Annotated in this window: 21 protein-coding genes, 2 pseudogenes and 2 other annotated features; of the genes and pseudogenes, 18 read left to right on the top strand and 5 right to left on the bottom strand. The window is 34.2% G+C overall.

Translation table 11 applies throughout. The annotated features are described in order from the left end of the window. The first annotated feature begins 202 nt into the window (after positions 1-202). Positions 203-624, top strand: a pseudogene (locus ACW0JX_RS10385) (SpoIIAA family protein). Positions 625-842: 218 nt separating this feature from the next. Here ACW0JX_RS10385 and ACW0JX_RS10390 read toward each other — a convergent pair. Further along, the gene (locus ACW0JX_RS10390) at positions 843-1,748 is read right to left on the bottom strand and encodes an excalibur calcium-binding domain-containing protein (RefSeq protein WP_144465441.1); all 906 of its coding nucleotides are present in this window, start codon (positions 1,746-1,748) and stop codon (positions 843-845) included. Between the two features lie 208 nt (positions 1,749-1,956). On the opposite strand from ACW0JX_RS10390, the gene exsG reads away from it, so the two are divergent. Then, positions 1,957-2,109 (top strand): exosporium protein ExsG, encoded by a 153-nt coding sequence (exsG, locus tag ACW0JX_RS10395; RefSeq protein WP_000395679.1) that lies wholly within the window; start codon positions 1,957-1,959, stop codon positions 2,107-2,109. A 218-nt stretch (positions 2,110-2,327) separates the two neighbouring features. After that, positions 2,328-2,537: a hypothetical protein gene (locus tag ACW0JX_RS10400; protein WP_000824206.1), complete on the top strand. Its 210-nt coding sequence runs from the start codon at positions 2,328-2,330 to the stop codon at positions 2,535-2,537. Positions 2,538-2,633: 96 nt separating this feature from the next. Here the strand turns inward: ACW0JX_RS10400 and ACW0JX_RS10405 are convergent, their stop codons facing one another. Beyond that, a complete protein-coding gene (locus ACW0JX_RS10405; protein ID WP_053564650.1) occupies positions 2,634-3,473 on the bottom strand; it encodes an arylamine N-acetyltransferase family protein in 840 nt (279 codons plus the stop codon). 553 nt (positions 3,474-4,026) lie between these two features. Here ACW0JX_RS10405 and ACW0JX_RS10410 point away from each other — a divergent pair. Continuing rightward, positions 4,027-5,628 carry an esterase/lipase family protein gene (locus ACW0JX_RS10410; protein ID WP_001238730.1) on the top strand — a complete coding sequence of 534 codons (1,602 nt, stop codon included), beginning with the start codon at positions 4,027-4,029 and terminating at the stop codon, positions 5,626-5,628. A 155-nt stretch (positions 5,629-5,783) separates the two neighbouring features. Here ACW0JX_RS10410 and ACW0JX_RS10415 read toward each other — a convergent pair whose 3' ends face one another. After that, a complete protein-coding gene (locus ACW0JX_RS10415; protein WP_053564648.1) occupies positions 5,784-6,332 on the bottom strand; it encodes a hypothetical protein in 549 nt (182 codons plus the stop codon). Between the two features lie 615 nt (positions 6,333-6,947). Here ACW0JX_RS10415 and ACW0JX_RS10420 point away from each other — a divergent pair. After that, on the top strand, positions 6,948-7,223 hold the full coding sequence (locus ACW0JX_RS10420) for a stage V sporulation protein S (protein ID WP_000427801.1): 276 nt from the start codon (positions 6,948-6,950) through the stop codon (positions 7,221-7,223). Positions 7,224-7,442: 219 nt separating this feature from the next. Here ACW0JX_RS10420 and ACW0JX_RS10425 read toward each other — a convergent pair whose 3' ends face one another. Beyond that, entirely contained in the window at positions 7,443-8,180 is a 738-nt protein-coding gene (locus tag ACW0JX_RS10425) for a hypothetical protein (protein WP_459245652.1), read from the bottom strand. Between the two features lie 109 nt (positions 8,181-8,289). Between ACW0JX_RS10425 and ACW0JX_RS10430 the strand changes: the two genes are divergently transcribed. From ACW0JX_RS10430 to ACW0JX_RS10450, 5 genes are all read left to right on the top strand, one after another. After that, positions 8,290-8,937, top strand: a complete 648-nt coding sequence (locus ACW0JX_RS10430; RefSeq protein WP_069355499.1) for an HD domain-containing protein — start codon at positions 8,290-8,292, stop codon at positions 8,935-8,937. Next, positions 8,934-10,829, top strand: coding sequence for an ABC-F family ATP-binding cassette domain-containing protein (locus tag ACW0JX_RS10435; RefSeq protein WP_000783191.1), 1,896 nt, complete (start codon positions 8,934-8,936; stop codon positions 10,827-10,829). Before ACW0JX_RS10430 ends, ACW0JX_RS10435 begins: the two co-directional genes overlap by 4 nt. Before the next feature lie 75 nt (positions 10,830-10,904). Continuing rightward, complete coding sequence (locus tag ACW0JX_RS10440; RefSeq protein WP_001260655.1) at positions 10,905-11,636, top strand: Bax inhibitor-1/YccA family protein; 732 nt, start codon at positions 10,905-10,907, stop codon at positions 11,634-11,636. Between the two features lie 105 nt (positions 11,637-11,741). Beyond that, a complete protein-coding gene (locus tag ACW0JX_RS10445; RefSeq protein WP_000975133.1) occupies positions 11,742-11,996 on the top strand; it encodes a DUF4318 domain-containing protein in 255 nt (84 codons plus the stop codon). A 161-nt stretch (positions 11,997-12,157) separates the two neighbouring features. Further along, on the top strand, positions 12,158-12,493 hold the full coding sequence (locus ACW0JX_RS10450) for a single-stranded DNA-binding protein (RefSeq protein WP_000982013.1): 336 nt from the start codon (positions 12,158-12,160) through the stop codon (positions 12,491-12,493). 271 nt (positions 12,494-12,764) lie between these two features. On the opposite strand, the gene ACW0JX_RS10455 is transcribed toward ACW0JX_RS10450, so the two are convergent. Continuing rightward, positions 12,765-13,094: a hypothetical protein gene (locus ACW0JX_RS10455; protein ID WP_000566285.1), complete on the bottom strand. Its 330-nt coding sequence runs from the start codon at positions 13,092-13,094 to the stop codon at positions 12,765-12,767. A 139-nt stretch (positions 13,095-13,233) separates the two neighbouring features. Between ACW0JX_RS10455 and ACW0JX_RS10460 the strand changes: the two are divergent. The 8 genes and pseudogenes from ACW0JX_RS10460 to ACW0JX_RS10495 form a co-directional block, all read left to right on the top strand. After that, positions 13,234-13,308: pseudogene (locus tag ACW0JX_RS10460) on the top strand (transposase); the annotation flags it as partial. A 280-nt stretch (positions 13,309-13,588) separates the two neighbouring features. Then, positions 13,589-14,716, top strand: coding sequence for a conserved virulence factor C family protein (locus ACW0JX_RS10465; RefSeq protein WP_069355503.1), 1,128 nt, complete (start codon positions 13,589-13,591; stop codon positions 14,714-14,716). 3 nt (positions 14,717-14,719) lie between these two features. After that, positions 14,720-15,103 carry a thiol-disulfide oxidoreductase DCC family protein gene (locus ACW0JX_RS10470; protein ID WP_459245653.1) on the top strand — a complete coding sequence of 128 codons (384 nt, stop codon included), beginning with the start codon at positions 14,720-14,722 and terminating at the stop codon, positions 15,101-15,103. A gap of 83 nt (positions 15,104-15,186) precedes the next feature. Then, the gene (locus ACW0JX_RS10475; protein WP_000063706.1) at positions 15,187-15,621 is read left to right on the top strand and encodes a BrxA/BrxB family bacilliredoxin; all 435 of its coding nucleotides are present in this window, start codon (positions 15,187-15,189) and stop codon (positions 15,619-15,621) included. A 50-nt stretch (positions 15,622-15,671) separates the two neighbouring features. Next, positions 15,672-16,448, top strand: a complete 777-nt coding sequence (locus ACW0JX_RS10480; protein ID WP_000637461.1) for a class I SAM-dependent methyltransferase — start codon at positions 15,672-15,674, stop codon at positions 16,446-16,448. A 40-nt stretch (positions 16,449-16,488) separates the two neighbouring features. Further along, positions 16,489-16,703: a binding site (T-box leader), on the top strand. 45 nt (positions 16,704-16,748) lie between these two features. Beyond that, entirely contained in the window at positions 16,749-18,437 is a 1,689-nt protein-coding gene (gene argS / locus ACW0JX_RS10485) for an arginine--tRNA ligase (RefSeq protein WP_098640547.1), read from the top strand. 175 nt (positions 18,438-18,612) lie between these two features. Beyond that, positions 18,613-19,491, top strand: coding sequence for a class I SAM-dependent methyltransferase (locus ACW0JX_RS10490; RefSeq protein WP_142397205.1), 879 nt, complete (start codon positions 18,613-18,615; stop codon positions 19,489-19,491). A gap of 307 nt (positions 19,492-19,798) precedes the next feature. Further along, positions 19,799-24,001 (top strand): tetratricopeptide repeat protein, encoded by a 4,203-nt coding sequence (locus ACW0JX_RS10495; RefSeq protein ID WP_459245654.1) that lies wholly within the window; start codon positions 19,799-19,801, stop codon positions 23,999-24,001. Positions 24,002-24,093: 92 nt separating this feature from the next. Then, positions 24,094-24,333, top strand: a binding site (T-box leader). Positions 24,334-24,357 lie beyond the last annotated feature (24 nt).

Genomic DNA, 24,357 nt, shown 5'->3' on the forward strand with positions numbered 1-24,357 from the left:
GTTTTCTAATCTATTTAGTGGACATATTTCTAATTCTATTTGTAGCTAGTAAAACTTCTACCTTAAATTCTGAGAATATTCAGATTATTTATTTCGATTACATCTAGTATAATTGTTTCCGTAACTAAGGGCAATACAGTAAATAATGATTTGTAGTTTTATTCCTAGCTAGTAAAACCCCCACTGATTAAAGTTTTACTTTATGAGATTTTTACGCATAATTGTAACTAAGGGAGATGATTCCAAATTGAATAAACAGAATATCAGCACAACAGTTTCAGGAGATTTAATTATTACCCATTTAATTGGAAAGATAAGAACAGATGATGTGTATGAATGGTTTAATGGTTTTGAGCAAGTTTGTCAGCAATTCATTTCCGAGGGACGGAAATACAAATTGTTGGTGGATAGAAAAGGATACGCGCCAAATCATTTTCTGTTCAAAAAGCATGGAAAGATAAGTTCTTCAATGAAACTATTTTGAATCACAGTAAGGCAATTGCGTTTCTCCTTGAAGAGGGGGAGATAATGAATTATTTACAGCAAGCCAATATAAAAGAATCTGTGAAGTTTTTTGATGATTATGAACAAGCGCTAAGTTGGTTGAATGAATATCCCATATAGAAACTTTATTAAACTAGTTTCTCTCAATCAACTTGTTTTTATATGTCCATAATGTTGCGGTTATCGTAAAATTCATTAGCTTATCAGTTTCCAACACAATTGTTTTCTTCGCAGCTTCTTGTCTAATTGCTTGTACGATTCTAAAAAGTGAAGAATAATTAGTCGAAATACTTTAAGATAATAAAAAAGAAGCTTAGTAGAAGCTTCTTTTTTTATTGCTATTTTTCACATGCAATTCCATCACCATCACGATCAAGATGAGAGCTATAACCTGGTTGCCCTTTATGTAAAGGGGCTTTCCCAGCTGCTCTAACTGCAGCACAATTTTTGTAGTATGCACTACTAGTATTTCCTGAAGCGGGTTGTGTTTGAGTTTGTTGTGCTTTTTGCTCTTCTTGTTGTTTACGAGCCTGTTCGTCAGCCTGACGTTTTTGTTCTTCTTGTTGTTTACGAGCTTGTTCATCAGCTTGTCGTTTTTGTTCTTCTTGTTGCTTACGAGCCTGTTCCTCAGCTAGACGTTTCTGTTCTTCTTGTTGTTTACGAGCTTGTTCCTCAGCCTGACGTTTTTCATCTTCTTGCTTACGAGCTTGTTCCTCGGCTTGACGTTTTTCATCTTCTTGTTTACGAGCTTGTTCCTCGGCTTGACGCTTCTCATCTTCTTGCTTTTGAGTTTTTTCGTCCGCCTCTTTCTTTTCTAGCTCTTTTTTCTGTTCACTATCTTTTTGTTCTTCATTGTTTGATGCCACTTTTGTACTAGTTGCTGTCGTTTTTTCAGAAGAAGGAGCTGAAATACCTGATAGCGCAACAAAAATGACAAATAATACGGCTGTAATAATAAATTGTTTTTTCGCTACACCTGTCTTCTTAATAACAGATAATATTGCAAGTACAAGGAAGAATATAAATAGAATGAAACTTAAAATAGCAAAAAATTCGATGACCGGGTGTTCAGATGTTGTTGTACCGGTCACTATTAATATAATTGAAATCATAAAAAGAATAACGGTAGGACGACCATATTGTTTTGCTTTTCCATTTTTCTTAAAGAATGAAATGATACATAAGATTAAAAGAATAAAAGCAATAAAAAATAAAGCTGCACCAATATTACTCAAAACCTCCATTTTCATACCTCCATTTGTAAGATTTTCTTTATTGATTATATAGGAACTTATTGGATATTACACGTATTATATAAATTTAGAAAATTAATATTTTTACTAGACCTACAAACATTTATTTTGTATATAAGGAAAAATAGATATATTTCCTATTACTTTTTGAAAGAGATTTCATAAATTATAGTATATCGATTGAAAGGAGGAGATTTGAATGGAATTTCAATTGTTGGTAACTTGTATATTACAAGAAGGTAATGCTTACTTTTTAGTAACGAAGGTAGACGATGTTATTACGTTAAAAGTACCGATTACTGCGGGAGTAGCAGGTTTATTTTTAGCTTTAGGTGTACCAAGATGTTCTTAATTTAAATCTCTATAGTAGAAGAGGAAGGGACATGCCTTTCTTTTCTACTATTACATAATGTAATTATGTAAACTTAAATATCATATTTGTGATAGCACGTTTGAAATGGACATGCATATACTATAATGTTTCATTGGATGTTAGCGGTGAAAGGTAGTCTTAATAAGTGCATCCAGTGATGTTTTTAAGTTATGAAAATAAAAGAGGTGCTATTATATATGAAAAGAAAAACATTGGATATTCCAGTTACATTGCGAAGAGAGTGGTTTTTAATAGAGTTAGCTCATTTAACGAAAAAATATGGAATTGAAATTGCAACTAGCAAAATGGATGCTGCACCGTTTTTAAGAGATCAAGTTACGGAGTCAAAGATAGGGGAAGGGCTACAATACGATAAATATGATGATGAGTATATAATTGAAAATTAAAGGGTAACAACAAAATTAAATTAATTTATAACAAAATATAAAATAAAGCAGATTCTAAATATAGAATCTGCTTTATTATGAAATACTTGTAGTCAACTAGCCTCTTTCTAGTGTTTTTCCTACATATTTCTCTTGCGTTATTCCAAAAGAGTCACGAAGAATGCGAGCATAATCTTTAGATTCTATTGGTTGTTTATTTTTGGTGCCTTTAAAGGTTTCTGTATAATTTTTATTTGTTAATGATATGTGACCATAAGTAGTTAATTTACAAGTGATAGCTCCTTTATTAAAAGGAGATTCTTTATGCTCTACAATCACTTTTTGAATATTATTCACTTTTTTCTCATCTATTGGATCTACAGTGAAAGCATAGCCTATTTTCCATTCGTTTGAAGGTTCAGATTGTAAGAAACTTGTAGATTCTCCGTTAGCTCCTTTTCTCATTTCTAAAATATGCGTACCTTTTCGAGTATTTCGCTTACGAATTCGATATTCTCCTGTTTGAGAGGAGATGGCTTCTCCGTTAAAAGGTACTGGATGTAAAGGGAGATGAGATGCAAAACCTGCATCCACAACATAATCTTTATCCTCATGACTTAATATGATAATGACATGACCATCATCGGGTTTCCATTTATTATCGTACAGATCATAAACAGTACCGGCTACTTTGTATACTTGAAACCCACAATCAATTAAGAAATAATACAATAAGGAGTTTAATTCATAACAAAGTCCACCTCGTTTTTGAATAAGTAACTTTTCTATTAAGTTATCTTTTGAGATATTTTTAATAGTACCAGCCATAATATCAAGATTTTCATAGGGGAGAATCATTCCCATTTTTAAGAGAATTTCATCTAAATCATCAAATGTTATTTCTTTTGCAGGAATTTTTAAGCGTTTAAAAAACTCTTTTTGTAATTTGGTCATCATAAAGTATTCTCCTTTCTTTTTACAGAATTTTCTTCTGCTCACCGATAGGTTAGTACTTCTAAAAAGTTAATTCAAGTGCACGAAAATTATCATAATATATGTTTCTGGAAATATAACTATCTATTCGGAAATTTCAGTTTAAATTTTAATCGTAGGAAAGTCTTATAATATAAGCTCCTTTGAAATTAGTTTGTATTTAATGAAAAGAAAGTACATATCTTTATTATATTTTTAAATAACTAACTAGTAATAAAATGTTTTTTCACTAAAATTTTTTCAAGATTTGTATGCTTTATATAAACAATAATAATTTAAAAAATATCTGGATGTAGCGAAGTTAACAATTATTGAGAAACTTTTTTGTCGTATTCTATCAAAAGGAAGAGGTAGAAACAAAGAGAATAACGAGAGTTAAGGAAGAGGGTATACAACTAGTAACCTTCTAAAAATAGGGCTAACATCTTTTTAAAATAAAAGATTAGCTATTATTAAGGAAGGGAAAATATAAAATATTATAAAGAACACCTTCTTTCAAAAAAATAGGGGGAGTAATATGCGACTGATGAGAAGATTTGTGGTCTTACTAATTGTATTTTTTATCATGGCTCCAACGATTAGCACAAATGTACAGGCAGAAGTTGTAAAAGAGCTTGGAAAGGGGTTTCCTGATACAGAAGTATTCACACCTGGAGAATGGTTTTTAGGCCAAAAACCTGCTAATTATGATGAGAATAAACCACCAATTCTCTTTGTACAAGGAAGAAATGGTAATGCAGATAGTTGGTATGGAAAGACAGTATATCATGATATAAATGATATGTATGATTATGCTTTGAAAGCAGGCTATCAAACAGTGTTTATACAATTATATGATGCTGCTGGGAAAGGTTCGGCTAGTCAGTGGGATAACGGAAAATTGTTAGCACAAAAACTTGAAGAAATATATAATCATTTCGGTAAAAAAGTTAATATTGTAGCACATAGTAAAGGTGGTATTGATACACAAGCTGCATTAGTTGAATATGGTGCGAATCGATTTGTTGGAAATGTTATTACACTTGCTACACCGCATCACGGCTCAAATTTGGCAGATTTATCATATAGTTGGTGGGCAGGGTGGCTTGCTTCTATATTAGGTCAAAAAGATGATGGTACGTATTCGTTACAAATAGGTGAAATGGCAAAGTTTCGTTCAACAATAGATAACAACCCAGCAGCTAAATTAAACCGTTACTATACGGCTACTGGGACTAGCTGGGGGCCAACATTTTCTGCATTATCTATGGGCGGGTTATATTTATCGTCGTACGGTTCAAATGATGGACTAGTAAATGAATGGAGTGCGAAGCTATCGTACGGTACACATTTATTTACAGATTCAAGATTTGATCATGACAATATAAGAAAAGGATCAGCTGTTTTTGCACGAATTGAACCATATTTACGTACGACAAATGTGGGGTTACCAGCTTTAGTAGCATCCAGCACTAGTTCAAATGAAAATCTAGAACAATTAAATACAACTTCAAATCAAAATATTTTAGGAGGCGAATTACCACAAAATCAGTGGATAGAGCAAAGTATTTCTGTTGATAAAAAGGCTGAAGGAATAGTTTCTGTACTAACTGCTTCTTCTGATGTAGAAGTACAAATGGTATCTCCAAAAGGAAAAATCTATGCAAACAAAGATAGTGCTATAACTACTGGTGAAGGCGAATCTTTCTTTAATGGGGCGACAATTAGAACATTCAAGTTTGATAAATTGGAAGTAGGCGAATGGAAAATCAAAATGATGGCGAAGCAGTCGAAAGATGCATATTTAGTTGTAAGCGATTACAAGAATGACGCGCCATTTGTTCTTCAAATGCCTACAAAGGTTAAAGTAAATAAACCTGAGTATAAACTGAAAAAATCACCAGTGGCACCTGAAATGAAAGGGGATCTTTCCATAACAGTAAGAGTCGTTAATAAAGAAGGTAAGTTAGTCTCTGAATTTAATGAATTACAAAATGTTAATACGAATACATTTACAGGTGCTTTGAAAGATATAAAACAACCGGGAGTATATAACGTTACGATGGATATAAAAGGGATGAATAAAGAAGGAAAACCATATAATCGTACGATTGTTAAGTCGGTTTATGTAGAGAAATAAGAAAGAATAAATAAGCATAATATAAAAGTGCAGAAATCTTGTGTTAGAAAGAATTCTGCACTTTTTTTGCGTGATGAGAGATAATAAAAGTCGAAGAAAACTGTTATTCAATAAAAAAAGATGCTGAAATAGCATCTGAATGTGAAGAAATAATATTAACTTAGTTTTGTAACTGTTAATTCAACTGAATTTATACCATTGTCACAAGTTACAATACTTTGACGATTAAAGCCACTATTATTTCTAAGTTGAAGAGTTGAATTAGCTGGCACTGTAACAATCGTTTCGCCAACGAGTTGAAGACATTCGTTATTTGATGAAGTATTCATTTGAATAGCGAAGTCACCTTGACTATTAGCAAGTGGATTGTTATTTAAAAATATAGTTATGACTGGGATATGTGGAAATACAGGATTTAAAGTAGTATTAATACTGGAAATGAACGAAACTCTATAATCACCAGCTTGTCTAAATTGTATAGTAGTAGAGTTTAGTAAGGAAACGCCTCCTGCTAAAGGTCCAACGTGATTAAATGGAAAAGGGTTGCCAAAAGGAACAGTTATAAATTCAGTTTGCCAAAAAGTTCCGTATGCAGGACAGCTTCGTTTATGTGAATGGTCACATGAACATTTTTTATTTGAACTGGAAGAAGATTTACATGAGCATTTTTTATACGAGTTTGAAGAATGATAGTATGAACCCAATATATTACCTCCTATTCTTAATAAATGTAAAACACATAATAGTTTATGAAAATGAATCACAATTGGCGTGTATGCTTGTACTATAAAAGGAGATAGATTTGGAATATAAAGTGCTCAAATGATGAAATATAGTATTGGGGTATTACCTGTAACACTTTTTGAAGATGATAAGGTTCATAATTTGATAGAAAAATGAATGGGATTTCTAAATGGATTAAAGTAACGAGGAAACGTTTATCCCGCTATTTTCCGAGCGGTAAGACCCCACCTCAAAATTCAGTGAAAGCAAAGAAGTTAGTTGGGGGATGAACAAAACCCCCACTGAGTAAAGTTTCATTTTACTATATTAATTTCGTCTGACAAACAGCAATATTATCTTTTGCTGTATGGATGTTATCGTTTGGTGAAGTTATGATATTTAATCGTATGTATATTAGATTATTTAGTTTATTTTTTTATTTTATTTGTGTAGCTGGGCAGGAAGAAGTCAGAAAATATAGAATAAATGTACATATGAAGCATCGTTTGTTTTTGGTGTGAATAGTAATTAAAGATACGCTAAAATATTTAAAATTGTAACGAAAGAGAGATTAAATAATAGAAGGAGCAACTTACATGGAAAATATATTAAAGGTATCTTCAAAATCAAGCCCAAATTCAGTCGCGGGTGCAATAGCGGGTGTACTAAGAACAAGTGGTAATGTGGAAATTCAAGCGATTGGGGCTGGAGCTATAAATCAAGCGATTAAAGCAATTGCGATTGCGAGAGGGTTCGTCGCTCCAAGTGGTATTGACTTAGCTTTTGTTCCAGCGTTTCAAGAGATTTCTATCAATAATGAAGAAAGAACAGCGATTAAATTAATTGTAGGCCCTAGAAAGAAAAGGTCTTAGTAGAAGAGAGTGTTACTATAAGGGGAAAAGACCAATAGACTTCCGATGTTAGATACGTTATTTTATGTAACCGATCCTTGGGTGTGGACATGGCATTATGCCGGACGCATGTCTGTTAAGTTCTCCTTAAACTTAGCGAGTGTTCTAGATACTTAAAAATGCCAAATCCTTTGTGATATAAGGGATTTGGCATTTTTGATGTTTTAAAAATAAACACCCTTAAAACTGCTCATTCTTTTCCCAAGATTCTACGATATAATGAGCAATCGTCGGATTGAAGCCTTTACCAACTAAAAACATAATCGCAGCAACTTCTGTTAATGCGTGTTCGTGTGATGTATGTTTTGCTTCATTTAAACCGTAATCTACCCATGGTTTTACGAAATCTAGTACGGGTTTCTTGAAAGGTAAAAACTGTGTACCGACAACTTGTTGAATTTGTTGTTGTGTTGGTTCAGTAATTGGTCCAGGTGGTAAGATTTGTGGTTGTGTAATGTCTAATGTTGGTCCAGGGGGTAAAATTTGTGGCTGCGTTGGATCTATTGTTGGTGGTTTAGGTGGTGAGACACGTGCGTCGTAGTTTGGTTGATACATTTGTTGTTGGTATTGCGGTTGTTGTGGTTGAGTTGTGTATGGGTTTTGTGGTGCTGCATATGGATTTTGTTGATATGGTTGTTCTTGGTTTTGTGGTGCTGCATATGGATTTTGCTGATATTGTTGTTCTTGGTTTTGTGGTACCGCATATGGATTTTGAGGATATTCATAATTTGGACGTGTTTCATATGGATTTTGTGGAAATTCAGTTTCTTGATTTTGCGTTGTTGCATATGGGTTTTCGTCATATTGTTGTTCTCGCTGTTGTAACTCTTGTTCTTCGTATTGTTCTGTGTATCTTTGTTCTTGTTGTTGAGGGTAAAATGGTTGCCTTGGATAAGGCGGTTGATTATTATAGAACATATTTATTCCTCCTTCATGATGATGCTTACCACTCAGTGTATGGGCGGACAAGAAAATATGTGATGAAAAAATGCGGGCGTGTTACAATAAGTAACTGGGTGAAGATAAAATGACAAAACAAGAAAAGATTCAAAAAACAATTACTTTTGTAAAACATATTTTAGAAAAAGATGCGAGTGGGCATGATTGGTATCATATTGAACGCGTACATAAACTGGCGATTTCTTTATCCGAGCAAGAAGGGGGAAATCGTTTTATAATTGAAATGGCAGCATTACTTCACGATGTGGCAGATGAGAAGTTAAATGAAAGTGAAGAAGAAGGAATGAAAAAAGTTTCTGATTGGTTAGAAGAGTTACATGTGGAAGAAGAGGAAAGTAAACATGTTCTTCATATCATCGCCAATATGTCTTATAAAGGTGGTCATGGCGGCACACTTGAGTCGCTTGAAGGGGAAATTGTTCAAGATGCGGATCGTTTAGATGCTCTTGGTGCAATTGGAATTGCACGTACATTTGCATATGGCGGGGCAAAAGGGAGATTAATGTATGACCCAACTATTCCGCCGCGTGAAGAAATGACGAAAGAAGAGTATAGAAAAAATAATGATCCATCTTTAAATCATTTTTATGAAAAACTTTTGAAATTAAAAGATTTAATGAATACGAACGCAGCAAAACAAGAGGCGGAAGTTCGTCATCGTTATATGGAACAGTTTATTGAACAATTTATGAAAGAGTGGAATGCACAAATATGAAAATGTTAACTGTGGAAAACTTATCAAAATCATATGGAGAAAAACCGTTATTTGATGGATTATCATTTAGTATTGCAGAAGGACACCGTGCCGGAATTATCGGTGTAAACGGAACTGGTAAATCTACGTTATTAAAAATTATTGCAGGGGCAGAAATTCCTGATACAGGTGATATGACTCATTCTCGTGGGTATACAATTAGTTATTTATCACAGCAACCAGAGTTTGATGAACAACTAACAGTGCTAGAGCAAGTCTTCCATGGTGATACTCCTTTAATTCGTCTTCTTCGTGAGTATGAAAAGGCGCTATTACATATCGAAAAAGATCCAAGTAATGAAAAAGTACAGGAACAATTATTTGCAGTGCAGCAACGTATGGATGCAATGAGTGCATGGGAAGCAAATGCAAATGCGAAATCTCTTTTAACGAAATTAGGAATTACGGACTTCACTGCAACTGTTGGAAATTTATCTGGTGGACAGAAAAAACGTATTGCGATGGCGCAATGTTTTATTGAAACACCGGATCTATTAATTTTAGATGAGCCTACGAACCATCTTGATCATGAGACAGTGGAATGGTTAGAGGAATATTTAGCTCGATATAATGGCGCAGTATTACTTGTAACCCATGATCGTTATTTCTTAGATCGTGTGACGAATCGTATTTTCGAATTAGATAATGGAAAACTGTATAGTTATGAAGGGAATTACAGTACGTTTTTAGAAGCGAAAGCACTTCGTGAAGAACAAGAAATTGCACAAGAATCAAAACGTCAAAACTTATATCGCCGCGAACTAGCATGGATTCGCCGCGGTGCAAAAGCCCGTTCAACAAAGCAAAAGGCACGTATTCAACGATTTGATGAGCTAAAGGGACAAGAAGGGCCAGCTGCAAAACAGTCAGTTGATATTGCACTTAGCGGTAGCCGTCTTGGGAAAAAAGTACTTGAGTTAAAAGATGTGACGAAAAAATTTGGTGATAAAACGGTATTAAACAACTTTAATCATATCGTGAAACCAGGCGATCGCATCGGAATTATTGGAGCGAATGGAAGCGGGAAATCTTCGCTATTAAATATGCTTGCAGGTAAGTTATCTCCTGATAGTGGTGAAATTGAAGTTGGGCAAACTGTAAAAGTTGCTTATTATACGCAAGAAAATGAAGAAATGAATTTAAATCAGCGTATGATTGAATACATTAAAGAGATTGCAGAAGTTATTCATACAACAGATGGAAAAGTAATTGGTGCATCTCAAATGTTAGAACGTTTCTTATTCCCGACTCATTCACATGGTACACCGCTTGGTAAACTATCTGGTGGTGAAAGAAGACGTTTATATTTATTACGTATTTTAATGGGAGAACCAAACGTACTTTTACTTGATGAACCTACGAATGATCTAGATACACAAACATTAACAGTACTAGAAGATTATTTAGAAGATTTCCCAGGTGTCGTTTTAACTGTATCGCATGACCGTTACTTCTTAGATAAAGTAGTAGATGAACTGTTCATCTTTACTGGCGGAGGCGAAGTGCGTGAGTTCCTAGGTAGTTATACAGATTATTTAGAAATGGAAAAAACGAGAGAACTTATGGAGAAAGCGGAAGTTCAAAAAGAGAAAAAAGTAGTAGAAGAAGCTCCAAAACAACAACGTAAACGTAAACTTTCATACAATGAGCAGCGTGAATGGGAAACGATTGAAGATACAATTGCCGAACTTGAAGAAAAAATTGAGTCAATTGGAGAAGAACTTGCGAAAGTTGGATCTGACTTCACAAAGGCACAAGAATTATCTGAAGCACAGCAGAAAACAGAAGAAGAGCTAGAAAAAAAGATGGAAAGATGGAGTGAACTATCAGACATCGTTGAAGGATTAAAATAAAAACAAGCTGCATATATTGAAAAGTAAAGAGAAAAACTTTACACTATTGGTAGAACCTATTTTAGGAGGGAAAAAATGAGAACATCTAATCCAATGTTGAAAAAAGAGGCATTCCGTAAAGAGGGAGCAAGCGCTTCTGCGATGACGATTGGCGGAACAGTAGGCAAAACGTTCATTATGCTTATCTTGCTACTTGCAACGTCTGTCTATTCATACATACAGATGATGCAGGGGACGATGAAGATGCCAGTATTAATTGGTGCTTTAATCGTTGCGGCAATCATCGCATTTGCGTCTATGTTCTTCCCGCGTATTTCACCTTTTGGTGCACCAATCTATGCGGCGGTAGAAGGGGTTGTGTTAGGAAGTATTTCAGCAGTTTATACAATGAAATTTGGCGATTCTATCGTTTTAAATGCTGTATTACTAACAATCTCAATTCTATTTGCAATGTTAGTGTTATATGCAACACGCGTAGTAAAAGTAACGGATAAATTCCGTACAGGCGTTATGGCAGCAACACTCGGAATTATGGTTATGTATTTAGTCGTATTCCTACTAAATATGTTTGGTGTAACTGTTCCATACATTCACCAAGGTGGTACAATCGGTATTATTATTAGTGCAGTTGTTATTGTAGTTGCTGCATTAAACTTATTACTAGATTTCGATTTAATCGAAAATGGTGTACGTAGTCAAGCTCCGAAATATATGGAGTGGTACACTGCAATGGGACTAATGCTTACATTAGTTTGGTTATATTTAGAAATTCTTCGTTTCGTTTCTTACTTTACGAAAAATGACTAATAAAAAAAACCTGCATGAAAAATGCAGGTTTTTTTTATTTTCAAAGATATATTGAACGTATGGTATAATATGGATGTTATCAACTTGAATTGAAGGAGATGGAATATGATGAAAGAGAAGAAGGGGATTATGAAAAAACTATTTTCTAAAAGTTTTTTCATAGAACTAGATGAAGCATTAACGTATCCATCATCTGAAGTTATTACTTCAGCGATTGAAGGATATGCAACTGAATGCAATGAAAGACTAAAATTTGAGAGTAAAGTTAAACCGATTACTTTTTACTTAGAAAATGTAATGTACCGTGCTGAAATAAAGATGGCTCGCGGAGGATATTACATATCTTGTACTGAAGTGTAATAAATTTTGAAACCATACATGTTTGAACTATGTATGGTTTCTTTTTTTGTTTTGTAAGGTCTAAAATAATACTTTTTACTTACGGATATATCATTTTGTGCTTTTTACTATTCAAATACTTCTCCTTACAATGAAGAAAAATATGTGAGGTGGTATAACTTATGATGAATCGAGTTGTATTAATCGGTAGATTGACAAAGGAGCCAGAATTATACTACACAAAACAAGGCGTTGCTTATGCAAGAATATGTATTGCGGTGAATAGAGGATTTCGAAATAGTTTAGGTGAACAACAAGTCGATTTTATTAATTGTGTCGTTTGGCGAAAATCGGCTGAGAATGTAACTGAATATTGTAAGAAGGGATCACTTGTTGGGATTACAGGGCGTATTCAGACGAGTAATTACGATGATGAACAAGGCAAGAGAATATATAGAACTGAAGTTGTGATTGAGAGTATTACCTTTTTGGAGAGAAGGCGGGAGGGGGCATCGTAATAAAAGGTGATTTTAAGTAATAGCTACGGAAAAAATTGTGGAAAGTATTTTAATAAACTTAAAGAAGGAGTACCGCCAGCTTTTTTTTGGAAAACAAGTAAAGAGTATACAAAATTTTATTACGTTTTTCGGCTAATCCAGTAACAATCGAGAACCGTAAAACCCATCACAGTATAGGAATGTATAAAAAGATGCATTGAGTGATAGAAAATAAAAAAGGATTCCTTCTGAGAGTAAGGAATCCTCCTTTTTATTGTTTCTTGCAAGTGAATTATTTAAATTCTTGTCTATATAATTTAAACGAATAAATAGCTCCAACGAAGAATACAAAGGCTTCAAATAATATAAAGATTTGACGGAAATTCTCAATATCTTTACCAACTAAAGAAATGAATATGCAATTCATTAGAATTTGAGTAGTAAACATACAAGAAATAATTTTAAAATAAATAGGAGTTGTTCTTTCATCTGGTTTACCAATTTTTTTGTAAATAATAATAAGTGCAATTACTGAACCCAAAAATAGAAGTGCTGTAAGTCCTACAACGATATTGAAATTTCCTGTACTTTCTAACATCCATTTATTTAATAAATCAATCATTATTATCTTCCTTTCCTACATAAGAGAATATTTCGTTCTTCTTTTTCACTATAATAAAAAAAGAAAAAGGAAAACATCGAACTTTCTTACAAATACTCGTGTATTCTTACAGTTTTGTCATTTTGCAAATGTATTCATCGCCTTGTCTTTCACTATTTTCTTTGGAAAACATAGTGAATTACGAGAAAGAGCGCTACAAGATCAACTTCCGAGAACGAAAAATATGTAAATAAGCTGTCTATATGGACAGCTTATTATATTTTTTTGCTTAGCGTGTGTTTTTTTAATATTGGCGGTACCTCAAGAAATGGATAAAAAATAAAAAGCATCGGAAACGAAAGCTTTTAAAACCTCATTCCTAATTTGAAATGTAAAAAGAATGAAATAGTATGGTAATGGGAAGAAAGTAGTAAAATTAAGCATCCGAGTAGGAGTATAGAGTGATAACATGTTACAATACAGCTAAGAACACGCAATAAAGGAGAGTTTTTTACGTGAAGATTAAAGCAATTGAACCGACGCCAAGTCCAAATACAATGAAAGTTATTTTGAATGAAGTATTACCATCAGGAGCGCGTAATAATTATACAAATGAAAATAAAGAACAAGCACCAATGCAAGTGCAAGAAATTTTGAAAATTGAAGGCATTAAAGGTGTGTATCATGTAGCTGACTTTTTAGCAGTCGAGCGAAATGCAAAGTATGACTGGAAAGTATTATTACAACAAGTTCGTGCTGTTTTTGGCGAAGAAGTAGTGGAAGAAAGTGAAGAACAACAACTGTCTCATTTTGGAGAAGTGAAAGTGTTTGTTCAAATGTTCTTTACAATTCCAATGCAAGTAAAGTTAACAGATGGAACATCGGAAGAACGCGTTGGCTTACCAGATCGTTTCAAAGAATCAATTATGAAAGTACAAATGTCTGCACCAAACGTTGTAAAAGAGCGTAAATGGGTAGAACAAAGTACACGTTACGGTAATTTTGAAGAAATCGGGAAAGAAGTAGTAGAAGAGATTGTTGCTGCTTATTCAGAAGAACGTGTAAATGAAACGGTTAAAGAATTATTAAATCAAGCAGGTGCTGTTGAAGTAACGATTCAAAAGCGTGAGCCATATAAAGTAACAGAAGAGATGATGAAAGATTCTGACTGGAAAAACCGTTTTGCAGCATTAGAACAAATGGATCCTACTGAAGAAGATATTCCAGTGTTGAAGATGGCGTTAGATGATGAAAAAGTTTCAATACGCCGTTTAGCAACAGCGTATTTAGGTATGGTAAAAGGTGATGAAGTATTACCGTTATTATATAAAGCGTTGTTAGATCGCTCTGTAAGTGTTCGTCGTACTGCAGGAGATTGTTTATCAGATGTAGGTGATCCGGCAGCGATGTTCGTTATGATTAAATCTCTGAAAGATCCAAGTAAATTAGTACGCTGGCGTGCAGCGATGTTCTTATTTGAACTTGGAGATGAAAGTGCGATTCCAGCATTAAAAGCAGCGCAAGATGATCCAGAGTTTGAAGTAGCGATGCAAGCACGTCTAGCATTAGAGCGTATTGAAGGCGGAGAAGAAGCAAAAGGTTCTGTATGGAAACAAATGACGGAGTCTCGTAAAGGGGAATAATGTATGATTGTTTTCTATGATAGTTGGTGTCCGATGTGTACGGCCGTTGCAGAACGTACGAAAAAATTAGATAAAAAGGGTAAGATGAAATTTGTTTCATTTCGAAATGAAGATGTAGTTGAGAAATATAAGCTTTCTCAAGAACTACAAAGTAAGATGGAACAAAGACTGTATATTTTTAAAAATAATAAGTGGTATGACGGCATTCAGAGCATAGATATATTAGCAAAGGCCGTTCCATCTTATTGGTTTGCCGTTCCTTTTATAAAGCTATCCATCGTACTTGGTTTTGGAAGTAAAGTATACGATTATATCGCTAATAATAGAAAACTTGTTCCAGTGGGACATTGCCGCGGTGGGGCTTGTGAAATCCCTACAAAAAAATGAAATCATCGTTATCTTTCTTTTGCACCTATTAATAGAGCGTGATATGATGAATTTGGAATGAAAGTTGAAGGAGAGATTACAAGATGTCAAATGCTTATGAAGAATACATGCGCCAAATGGTAATCCCAATGCGCCAAGAGTTAGTGCGTTCTGGGTTTGAAGAGTTAACTACAGAAGAAGCTGTAACAGAATTTATGGAAAATACATCAGGTACAACTTTAGTAGTTGTAAACTCTGTTTGTGGTTGTGCAGCTGGTTTAGCACGTCCATCAGCAGGTCAAGCGGTTGTTCGTGCTGAAAAACAACCTGATCATCTTGTAACTGTATTCGCAGGTCAAGATAAAGATGCTACTGCAAAAATGCGTGAATACTTCGGAGAAATTCCTCCATCTTCACCATCTATGGCATTATTAAAAGGAAAAGAAGTTGTTCACTTCATTCACCGTCATGAAATTGAAGGTGCAACTATGGACGAAATTATTACGAACTTAGAGCAAGCTTTCGAAAAGAATTGCTAAAAGAAGGGGGAGAGTAAATCTCCCTCTTTTCTTTATATAGAGGTGAAAGAATGATAGTAACAACAGCAGGAAGAACGAACAAAGAAATGACAGATTATGCAAACAAGGTAGCAGCAGAATTAAATGCTTCTTTCGTTAAACGTAATGACATACCAGTACATAAGCTGCATGAACAGTATGAACAAGATGTACTTGTCGTAGGAAAGAACCGATTAGCTATTTATCCGAAAGGTACGGAAGAATCATTTTTCTTTCATCCGAACTCAGCGATGTTTCGTGTGAAAAGGTTAATGCGTGGAGAGCACGATCCGTTTGTACAAGCTGCTAAATTAGAGAGCGGAATGAGAGTGTTAGATTGTACGCTTGGTATGGCATCAGATAGTGTTGTAGCTAGTTATGTTGTTGGTGAAAGTGGAACAGTAACAGGACTTGAAGGCAATGAATATATGGCTTATATTATGGAAAATGGTTTGAAAACATGGTCTTCATCTGTTTCTGAAATCGATGAAGCAATGCAAAGAATCCAAGTAAAGCAAACGGAGCATTTTTCATTTTTAGCGCAATGTGAAGACAATAGTTATGATGTCGTTTACCTTGATCCGATGTTTGAAGAAACTGTCATAGAATCCGATGGAATTAAAGGATTAAAACACTTCGCTTTGTATCATGATATTACTGACGAAACAATTGCGGAGGCAAAACGAGTGGCGAGAAAACGTGTTGTTTTAAAAGATCATTTTCGTAGTTCTAGATTTGAAAAACACAATTTTCATGTATACAAAAGAAAAAGTGCTAAGTTTCACTTTGGTGTAATTGACCCTTGCTAATTGTTTGAAAAGATGTATAATAAGCAATAATTAATTAAATATACTGTCTGTGATGAAGAGAGTAGTCTTTTTTAGAAGGAAAGCGAGCTAGGGATGGTGTGAGCCTAGTACGGAAGAAAAAGATGAAGCGCACTTCGGAGATGCTTCTTGAACGAATAGTAGAGAAAGCCGAGGCCCCCTGTCCTCGTTATAAACGGGAAAGTGGTTCGTAACGAACAACAAGGGTGGTACCACGGGTTAAAACTCGTCTCTTTTTTAGAGACGAGTTTTTTGTGTTTTAAAAAATAAGGAGGTTGTATCATGGATTATAAAATGCAGTTTGCGGAAAGTTTATCTAATATTTTCACGAATGAATTAACGCAAAAACAAATTTTAGATTTAATTGAAACACCGAAACAAGATGAATTTGGAGATGCAGCGTTCCCATGTTTTTCATTAGCGAAGCAATATAAAAAAGCACCAGCTCTTATCGCAAAGGAAGTTGCTGAGAAATTAAATGATCCGTTTTTTACGAAAGTAGAAGCCGTTGGTCCGTATGTAAATGTATTTTTCAATCGTGAAACTGTAAGTGATGCAGTATTAAAAACAGTTTTAGCGGAGAAAGAAGAGTTCGGTCAAAACCACTTTGGCTGTGAAAAAACAGTAGTAATTGATTATTCCTCTCCTAATATCGCGAAACCTTTTTCGATGGGGCATTTACGTTCTACAATGATAGGAAATTCGCTGAAACATATCGCTGAAAAATGTGGCTATGAAGTTGTAGGGATTAATTATATAGGAGATTGGGGAACACAGTTTGGAAAGTTAATTACGGCTTATAAAAAATGGGGAAATGAAGCAGTAGTTAAAGAAGATCCAATACGTGAGCTATTTAAGTTATATGTCCAATTCCATGAAGAGGTAAAAGACGACGAAGAACTAGAAGAAGAAGGACGTGCTTGGTTTAAGAAATTAGAAGAAGGTGATGAAGAAGCGGTAGAGCTTTGGAATTGGTTCCGTCATGAGTCCCTTAAAGAATTTTCGCGCATTTATGAACTTCTCGGCGTAGAATTTACTAATTTTCAGGGAGAAGCATTTTATAATAATTTAATGGAAGATTTTATTGGGATTTTAGAAGAACATGAGTTGCTTGAAGAATCAGAAGGTGCATTAGTCGTTAATTTAGAAGAAGAAGGAATGCCGCCTTGCTTAATTAGAAAATCAGATGGTGCGACGATTTATGCAACGCGTGACTTAACGGCAGCTTTATATCGTCAAAACACTTATGGGTTTGATAAAGCGCTATATGTTGTTGGTCCAGAACAAAGCTTACATTTCAATCAATTTTTCACCGTATTAAAAAAACTTGGCTATACTTGGGTTGATGGTATGGAACACGTACCGTTTGGCTTCATTTTAAAAGATGGTAAGAAAATGTCGACACGTAAAGGAAGAGTTATTTTACTTGAAGAAGTACTCGAAGAAGCAATCGAACTTGCAAAACAAAATATTGAAGAGAAAAATCCAAACTTAAAACAAAAAGAAGTAGTAGCAAAGCAAGTCGGTGTTGGTGCAATCATCTTCCACGATTTAAAAAATGAGCGTATGCACAATATTGAATTCTCATTAGAAAACATGCTGAAATTTGAAGGAGAAACAGGCCCGTACGTACAGTACACACATGCACGTGCTTGTTCTATTTTAAGAAAAGAAAGTGTAGAATTTGAAACATGTACATTTGCTTTAAAAGACGATCATAGCTGGAGTGTCGTAAAATTACTAAACAAATTCCCACAAGTAATTGAAGCAGCTTTCAATAAAAATGAGCCATCGATTATTTCGAAATATGTATTAGATGTAGCACAATCGTTCAATAAATATTACGGTAATGTTCGTATATTAGAAGAGAACGGAGAGAAAGACAGTAGACTGGCATTAGTGTATGCTGTGACAGTTGTATTAAAAGAAGGATTACGTCTACTTGGGGTGGATGCTCCTGAGGAGATGTAAAACAAATAGGTATACGTATCGTAGTAGATATGTATGCCTATTTATTTTCATAGAAAATGTGAAAGCAGAAGTTTTATTTTATTAAATCTAAACTTTTATAGAGTTGTTTCAGGTGTAGGAATGTCCGTATTAAATGGAGAATTGTAATGTCATATATAAAAAGGAGGCGTTGAACTTGGAAACGTACGATTGGAACAGTAAACTAACGTATTTAAAAAACACAAGAGATTTATATTACAACGACGATTATGTCCGCTTTTTAGTAAATATGGTTTGGAAGATTACTAAGCCCGTACATATTGTTGATTATGGTTGTGGATATGGTTATTTAGGCTTATTATTAATGCCTTTACTTCCAGAAGGATCAAAGTATACAGGCATTGATAGTGGAGAAACATTATTAGCTGAAGCGAGAGAGTTGTTTCGTTTACTTCCGTACGAGTCAGAATTTCTGGAGGGAGATGCTATAGAAATTGAATTGAACGATACATACGATATAGCAATTTGTCATGCCTTCTTATTACATATGAGTTCACCAAAAACGATGCTACAAAAAATGATACATTCAGTTAAAAAGGGCGGAAAAATAATCTGTTTTGAACCACATTGGATTTCTAATATGGCTTCTTATTTACTAGATGGGGAGAAACAATCGGAATTTATTCAGCTAGGTGTTTTGCAGAAATTATTTGAAAATGATACGCAAAGAAATGGTAAAGATGGCAATATAGGCATGAAAATACCGATATATTTAAGTGAATTAGGTGTGAAAAATATTGAATGTAGAGTAAGCGATAAAGTGAACTTTTTAGATTCAAATATGCATCACAATGATAAAAACGATTTGTATCAATCATTAAAAGAAGAGGGGATTGCAGGTGATCCGGGTGATAAGCAACAATTTGTAGAACGTTTAATGGCTAAAGGATTAACATATGATGATGCGCTAGCTCAATATGAAGCTGAACTACGATTTTTTAAAATATTTCATGTGCATTCTTCTTTAGTATACGCTCCGAATATGAAAATTACATTTGGTGACATAGTATGTTAAAAGTCATGATATATAAGGATTGTCGTTTAATGTCGATATAATTTGAAAATCGCCGATATATTTGAATTATCGCTGATATAATTTTATGTACTAATTTCAGCTTCTACAAGATTAAAACCGCATGTTACGTTATTCCATATAATTAAACAAAATACGGAGAAAAACAATCATTTTTACTATATTTTGTTATAAATTTGAATAATATTAATTAATACCATCCATTATAAGAGATTTTAGTTGAATACATACTATATGGTGTGTAAAATCTAAGCAAGTGGCAGTATAAATATAAATTCGAGGTGAATGCATGCTAGATTTTAAGCAGTTAGAAACTTGTTTAAAAGACAAGAGATTTGTAGATGGATTACAGGAAATAAATAATGAAATTGCATATATAAAAGAAACGAATACTTTATCCTATGTGAAGAATTGGCTTGCCAATATTACTTCGCATAAGGAGTTCGATATATTAATTCGCCTTACTGATGAAGGGCTTATGCACCAATACAGTTCATTCCTCATTCGTTACGCTTATAAAAAATTCCCAAATATGAGAACGCTCTCTTTATATTGTGATGAGTTAATTGATGAGCGGAAAATTCTTGAAGCAGAGCAGTTGTTAAAATCTTCTTTAGAAGAGTTAAGTAAAGAAGAAATAGATGCAGATTTTTTAGCGAAAACATATTTTACATTAGTACGATGTCTTTTAGAAATGAAAAGAAATGAAGAAGCGCTAATGTATATGCAAAAAGCAGAGGAGTACAGTACGCGCGTAGTGTTTGATAAATGGGGCTACGTTTATATGCATACAGGCGAATGGGAGAAAGCGGAAGAACAATTTATTGCTGGCATACAGCATGAAGATTGTGAAGAGTTATCTACCTATTTATTATCACAATTGTATGCAAATAAAGGAGAACAAAAACGTGCGATACAGTTAATTAATGATGCGATTGTAAAGTTCCCACAAGTACCATATTTTCATTTTGAGAAGGTAAAGTATTTATTAGATTTAGAGCAATATGAAGAGATGTTAGCGGTAATAGATAACATAAATACTCAGCTGCCATATCATGCTTATAACACTTACTTTGTACATTTACGTGCAGAAGCGCTGTACAAAATGAATAAATTTGCAGATTTACAAAAGCTATTAAAAGAAGAAAAGAGTTTAAAAGAATCGTTATATCATAATTTAGAAAAAAATCCGGATGGAAAAAAGGTTCACTTGCCGATAGTTCCTATTGTACAAAAGGATAATTATTGTGTTCCGACAAGTTTAGAGATGATGTTGCGTATATGGGGAGAGACACGTACACAAGATGAAATAGCAGAGTTTATTTTTGATATGACAGGATCGAAGTTTTCAGATACTGTTTCTTATTTAGAAGAATTAGGTTATGAATATCGTTATTTTAAAGGGAATGAAGAGAATTATAAGAGACTGATTGATGAAGGAATTCCTGTTTTATTAAGTATAGATATTGAGCATGCTTCACACGTACAAGTTCTATCTGGATATGATGATACATTGCAAGCTTTCTATGTTCAAGATCCAAACTTTATAGAACCAGTTCTTGTAGAATATAGTAAATTACAAGAAAAATATCGTTATACAGGCTGTTTAGCAATCACGTTTGTTCCGAAAGAAAAGAAGGCGCAACTAGCGTTTCTAAGTGAGGAAGAAAATCGTTATTTTAAATCTATTTTTTCTCTTACGGATCATTTAGATGAACATGACAAAGAGGGAATTAGTAACTTAGTACAATTTTTAAAAGAAACGAGCGATAATCCAAATACGTGGCTATATACGATAAAGCACTTAGATGTTGAAGTAGATAAAGAATTTATTTTATATTGTATCGATAAGTTAATGGAAAAGTTTCCGAACTCGGACTTTGTTAAATTGCATGGTGCACAGTGTTTTATTCGTCTTCAGGAAGTAGAGAAAGCGGAGCAAATGCTGACAAGCGTTGAGAAGAAAAATAATCGTGCATTATATCATTTGATAAATGGAAGATATGCTTTTGAGCAGGAAAGTTATATAGAAGCGATTTCAAGCTTTCGTTCATCGTTACAATTAGACGCAGATCAGCCTATTGCTTGGAGTTTTCTCGCTTTATCCTATATGTATATTGATCAATCTGAAAAAGCATTGCAATACTCTCAAGTTGCGTTAGAGCGCAGTCCTGAAAGATTCACTTTAACGAATCACGGTTTAATATTAATAGATTTAGAAAGATATGAAGAAGCATATGAAATCTTTAATGACTTGTTAAAAGAGTATAAATATGAAGCACATGTATGGTATGAACGAGCGAGATGTGCACATCAACTAGGAAAATTATATTTAGCAATAAAAGGGCTTAAAGTAGCGATTCATTTGGATAGTAATGCATCTTACATTTATACGAAACTTTCAGAAATATACGAATCTGATTTGAAGGATGAGGAAAGTACGAAAGAAATTTTATTAAACGGTATTGAGAATTGTGATGATAAAGCACCTCTTTACGTAAAATTAGGGGACTATCATTTTCAAAATGATAGCTTGGAAGAAGCAGAAGTATTGTATAAGCGTGCTTTAGAAGAAAACGATGAGGATGTTTATTCTCACTTCGGACTTACACAAGTGTATATGGCAAGAGAACAATACAAGGAAGCAAAAGAATACATTCTTGGTCTTGAGAAGCAAATTGAAAAGAGCCAAGATTTCCTCATGAATGCAGGAATGGTTTTATGGGATGCTGAACTTGAACTTGGTGGAAATGAAGAAGGGTTTAAAGTAGCGCTATCTAAGTTAGAAAATGGTATAAAGAAAAGCGATTATAATGTAGCAAGTGCGTTAGATGAATATGTGAATCGAATTAAAGGAACGGAATTTGTACAACGAGGTATAGCGTTTTTAAGAACGTTACACAAAGAAAGTAATGAAGTAAGTGAGTACGGTTGTTATGCAGGTATTTTATATGAATCTATTGGACAGTACGGCCAAGCGATGAAAAGATATAATAAGGCGATAGAACAAAAGGAAACGGCATTACCGTATTACCGAATTGGTGAAACACTTATGGCATTAGGGCAATTGACGGAAGCAAAACAAGCGTATGAAACATGTTTAGAGCTTGATGGGAATTTCGTAGGTGTACATTTACAGCTTGCGGAAATATACGAAAAAGAAGAAAACCGTTCTAAAGAACAAAGTCATATGGTTCAGGCGATGAAAGAAGAGCCGTTGCATATTAATATGGAATATTTGGCACAGCTTTCAGTAGAAATGAACCTTCAGGAAGAATTGCTGATTGAACTAGAACAATTAGCGGACGAAGTACCTGAAATATGGCGTTTAGATGCGATTGCATATGTGTACGGAGCGATGAATGAAATAGATAAAGAACAAGCACAGATTGAATACGCGCTACAATTAGATGGTGAGCATATAGAAGTACTATATCATTATGCAAAAGTATTAGTGAAAAAAAGAAATGTAAAAGCAATTGAAGTTGCAATGAAAGTAATACAAAAAGATTTTGATAATGAACGTATATTTGATGTTTATGTAAAAGCAGTAGAGCAACATAAAAAATTGTCTAACATACGAGATTTTCTTCATACATTAAAGGTGAAAAAAGCAGAAAGAAGTACAGCATTCATGTATGCTGCAGCTGCGGTTACGGAAATATGGATTGAACGCCAGCTGCATGAACAGCCGAAACGATCTATCATTACGAGGGCTTTTTATCGTATGAAAAATCGTGCGAAAGAAATTTCAATGGTTACTATGATAATCGATTTATATGAAATCTCTTTAAAGTTAAATCCGAAAAATAGTATGGCAGCACAGCGATTTGCGCTATTTTATGAGAATGTAGAGATGAATAGAGAAGCAATAGAGATTTTGCACACGTCACTAGAAAATAGATGGGATTATGAAGTAGCGAAGCAACTTGTAAATCTTTTCGTTGAGTGCGAGGAAGAAGATATGTTAAGAGATGCTTTGGAATTAACGAAGCAAATGGTTCGAGAACTACCAGATGATTATGATACTCTTCTTCTGCAAGCACAAGTATTCTTTAAAGCAGGGGAAGAAAGAAAAACAGAAAAGATTACCTTACAATTAACGGAGCAAACACCGTTCGTAAGTAGAGCATTTCTTGCTTTAGGAGAAATGTATCAAAGTCAAGAAAGGTTTGAAGAGGCAATTCATGTATTAGAAAATGCTTCTATACATCATCCAAATGAAACAGCAATTCTCCTTTCTTTAGCGTCTTCATATCATGGTGCCGGCCAAACAGTAAAGGCAGAAAAAATAGCAAATGAAGTATTAACAATGGATGCAAATGATTTGTTAGCAAGATATGATCGTGCTTGTTATTTAGCACAGTTAAATAGAAATGAAGAGGCGAAGGAAGAGCTTGAAATTGTCCTTCGTGAGGATGAATCGGGATTCTTTGCTGAACTTATTGAGGATGATGAAAATTTAGCAGCATTGAGAGAATTTGAAAAGTAATTGTATAAGAATAGGGGATAAGGATAAGAATATATTTTGAATTAGTTGACAATTAGTTGTCAAATGGCATAAAATAACTTTTAATAAAGTATACAAATCTGAAGACGAGAAAGAGTAAAATAGTGAACTGTTCTCCAGAGAGCCGGTATATTGCTGAAAGCCGGTGGGCAGACGTTATTTGAAAATCATCTCCGAGGAGCCGAGGCTGAAAGTGAGTAAGCCCGGACGGATGTCTACCGTTACAAAGAACACGTATGATAGTACGTTGCTAAGCGCTATTAGTGAAAAGCTAATAGAATTAGGGTGGTAACGCGGGTAAACCCGTCCCTACTTCATAGGGGCGGGTTTTTTGTGTG

Source organism: Bacillus sp. C-3-6, assembly GCF_054509685.1.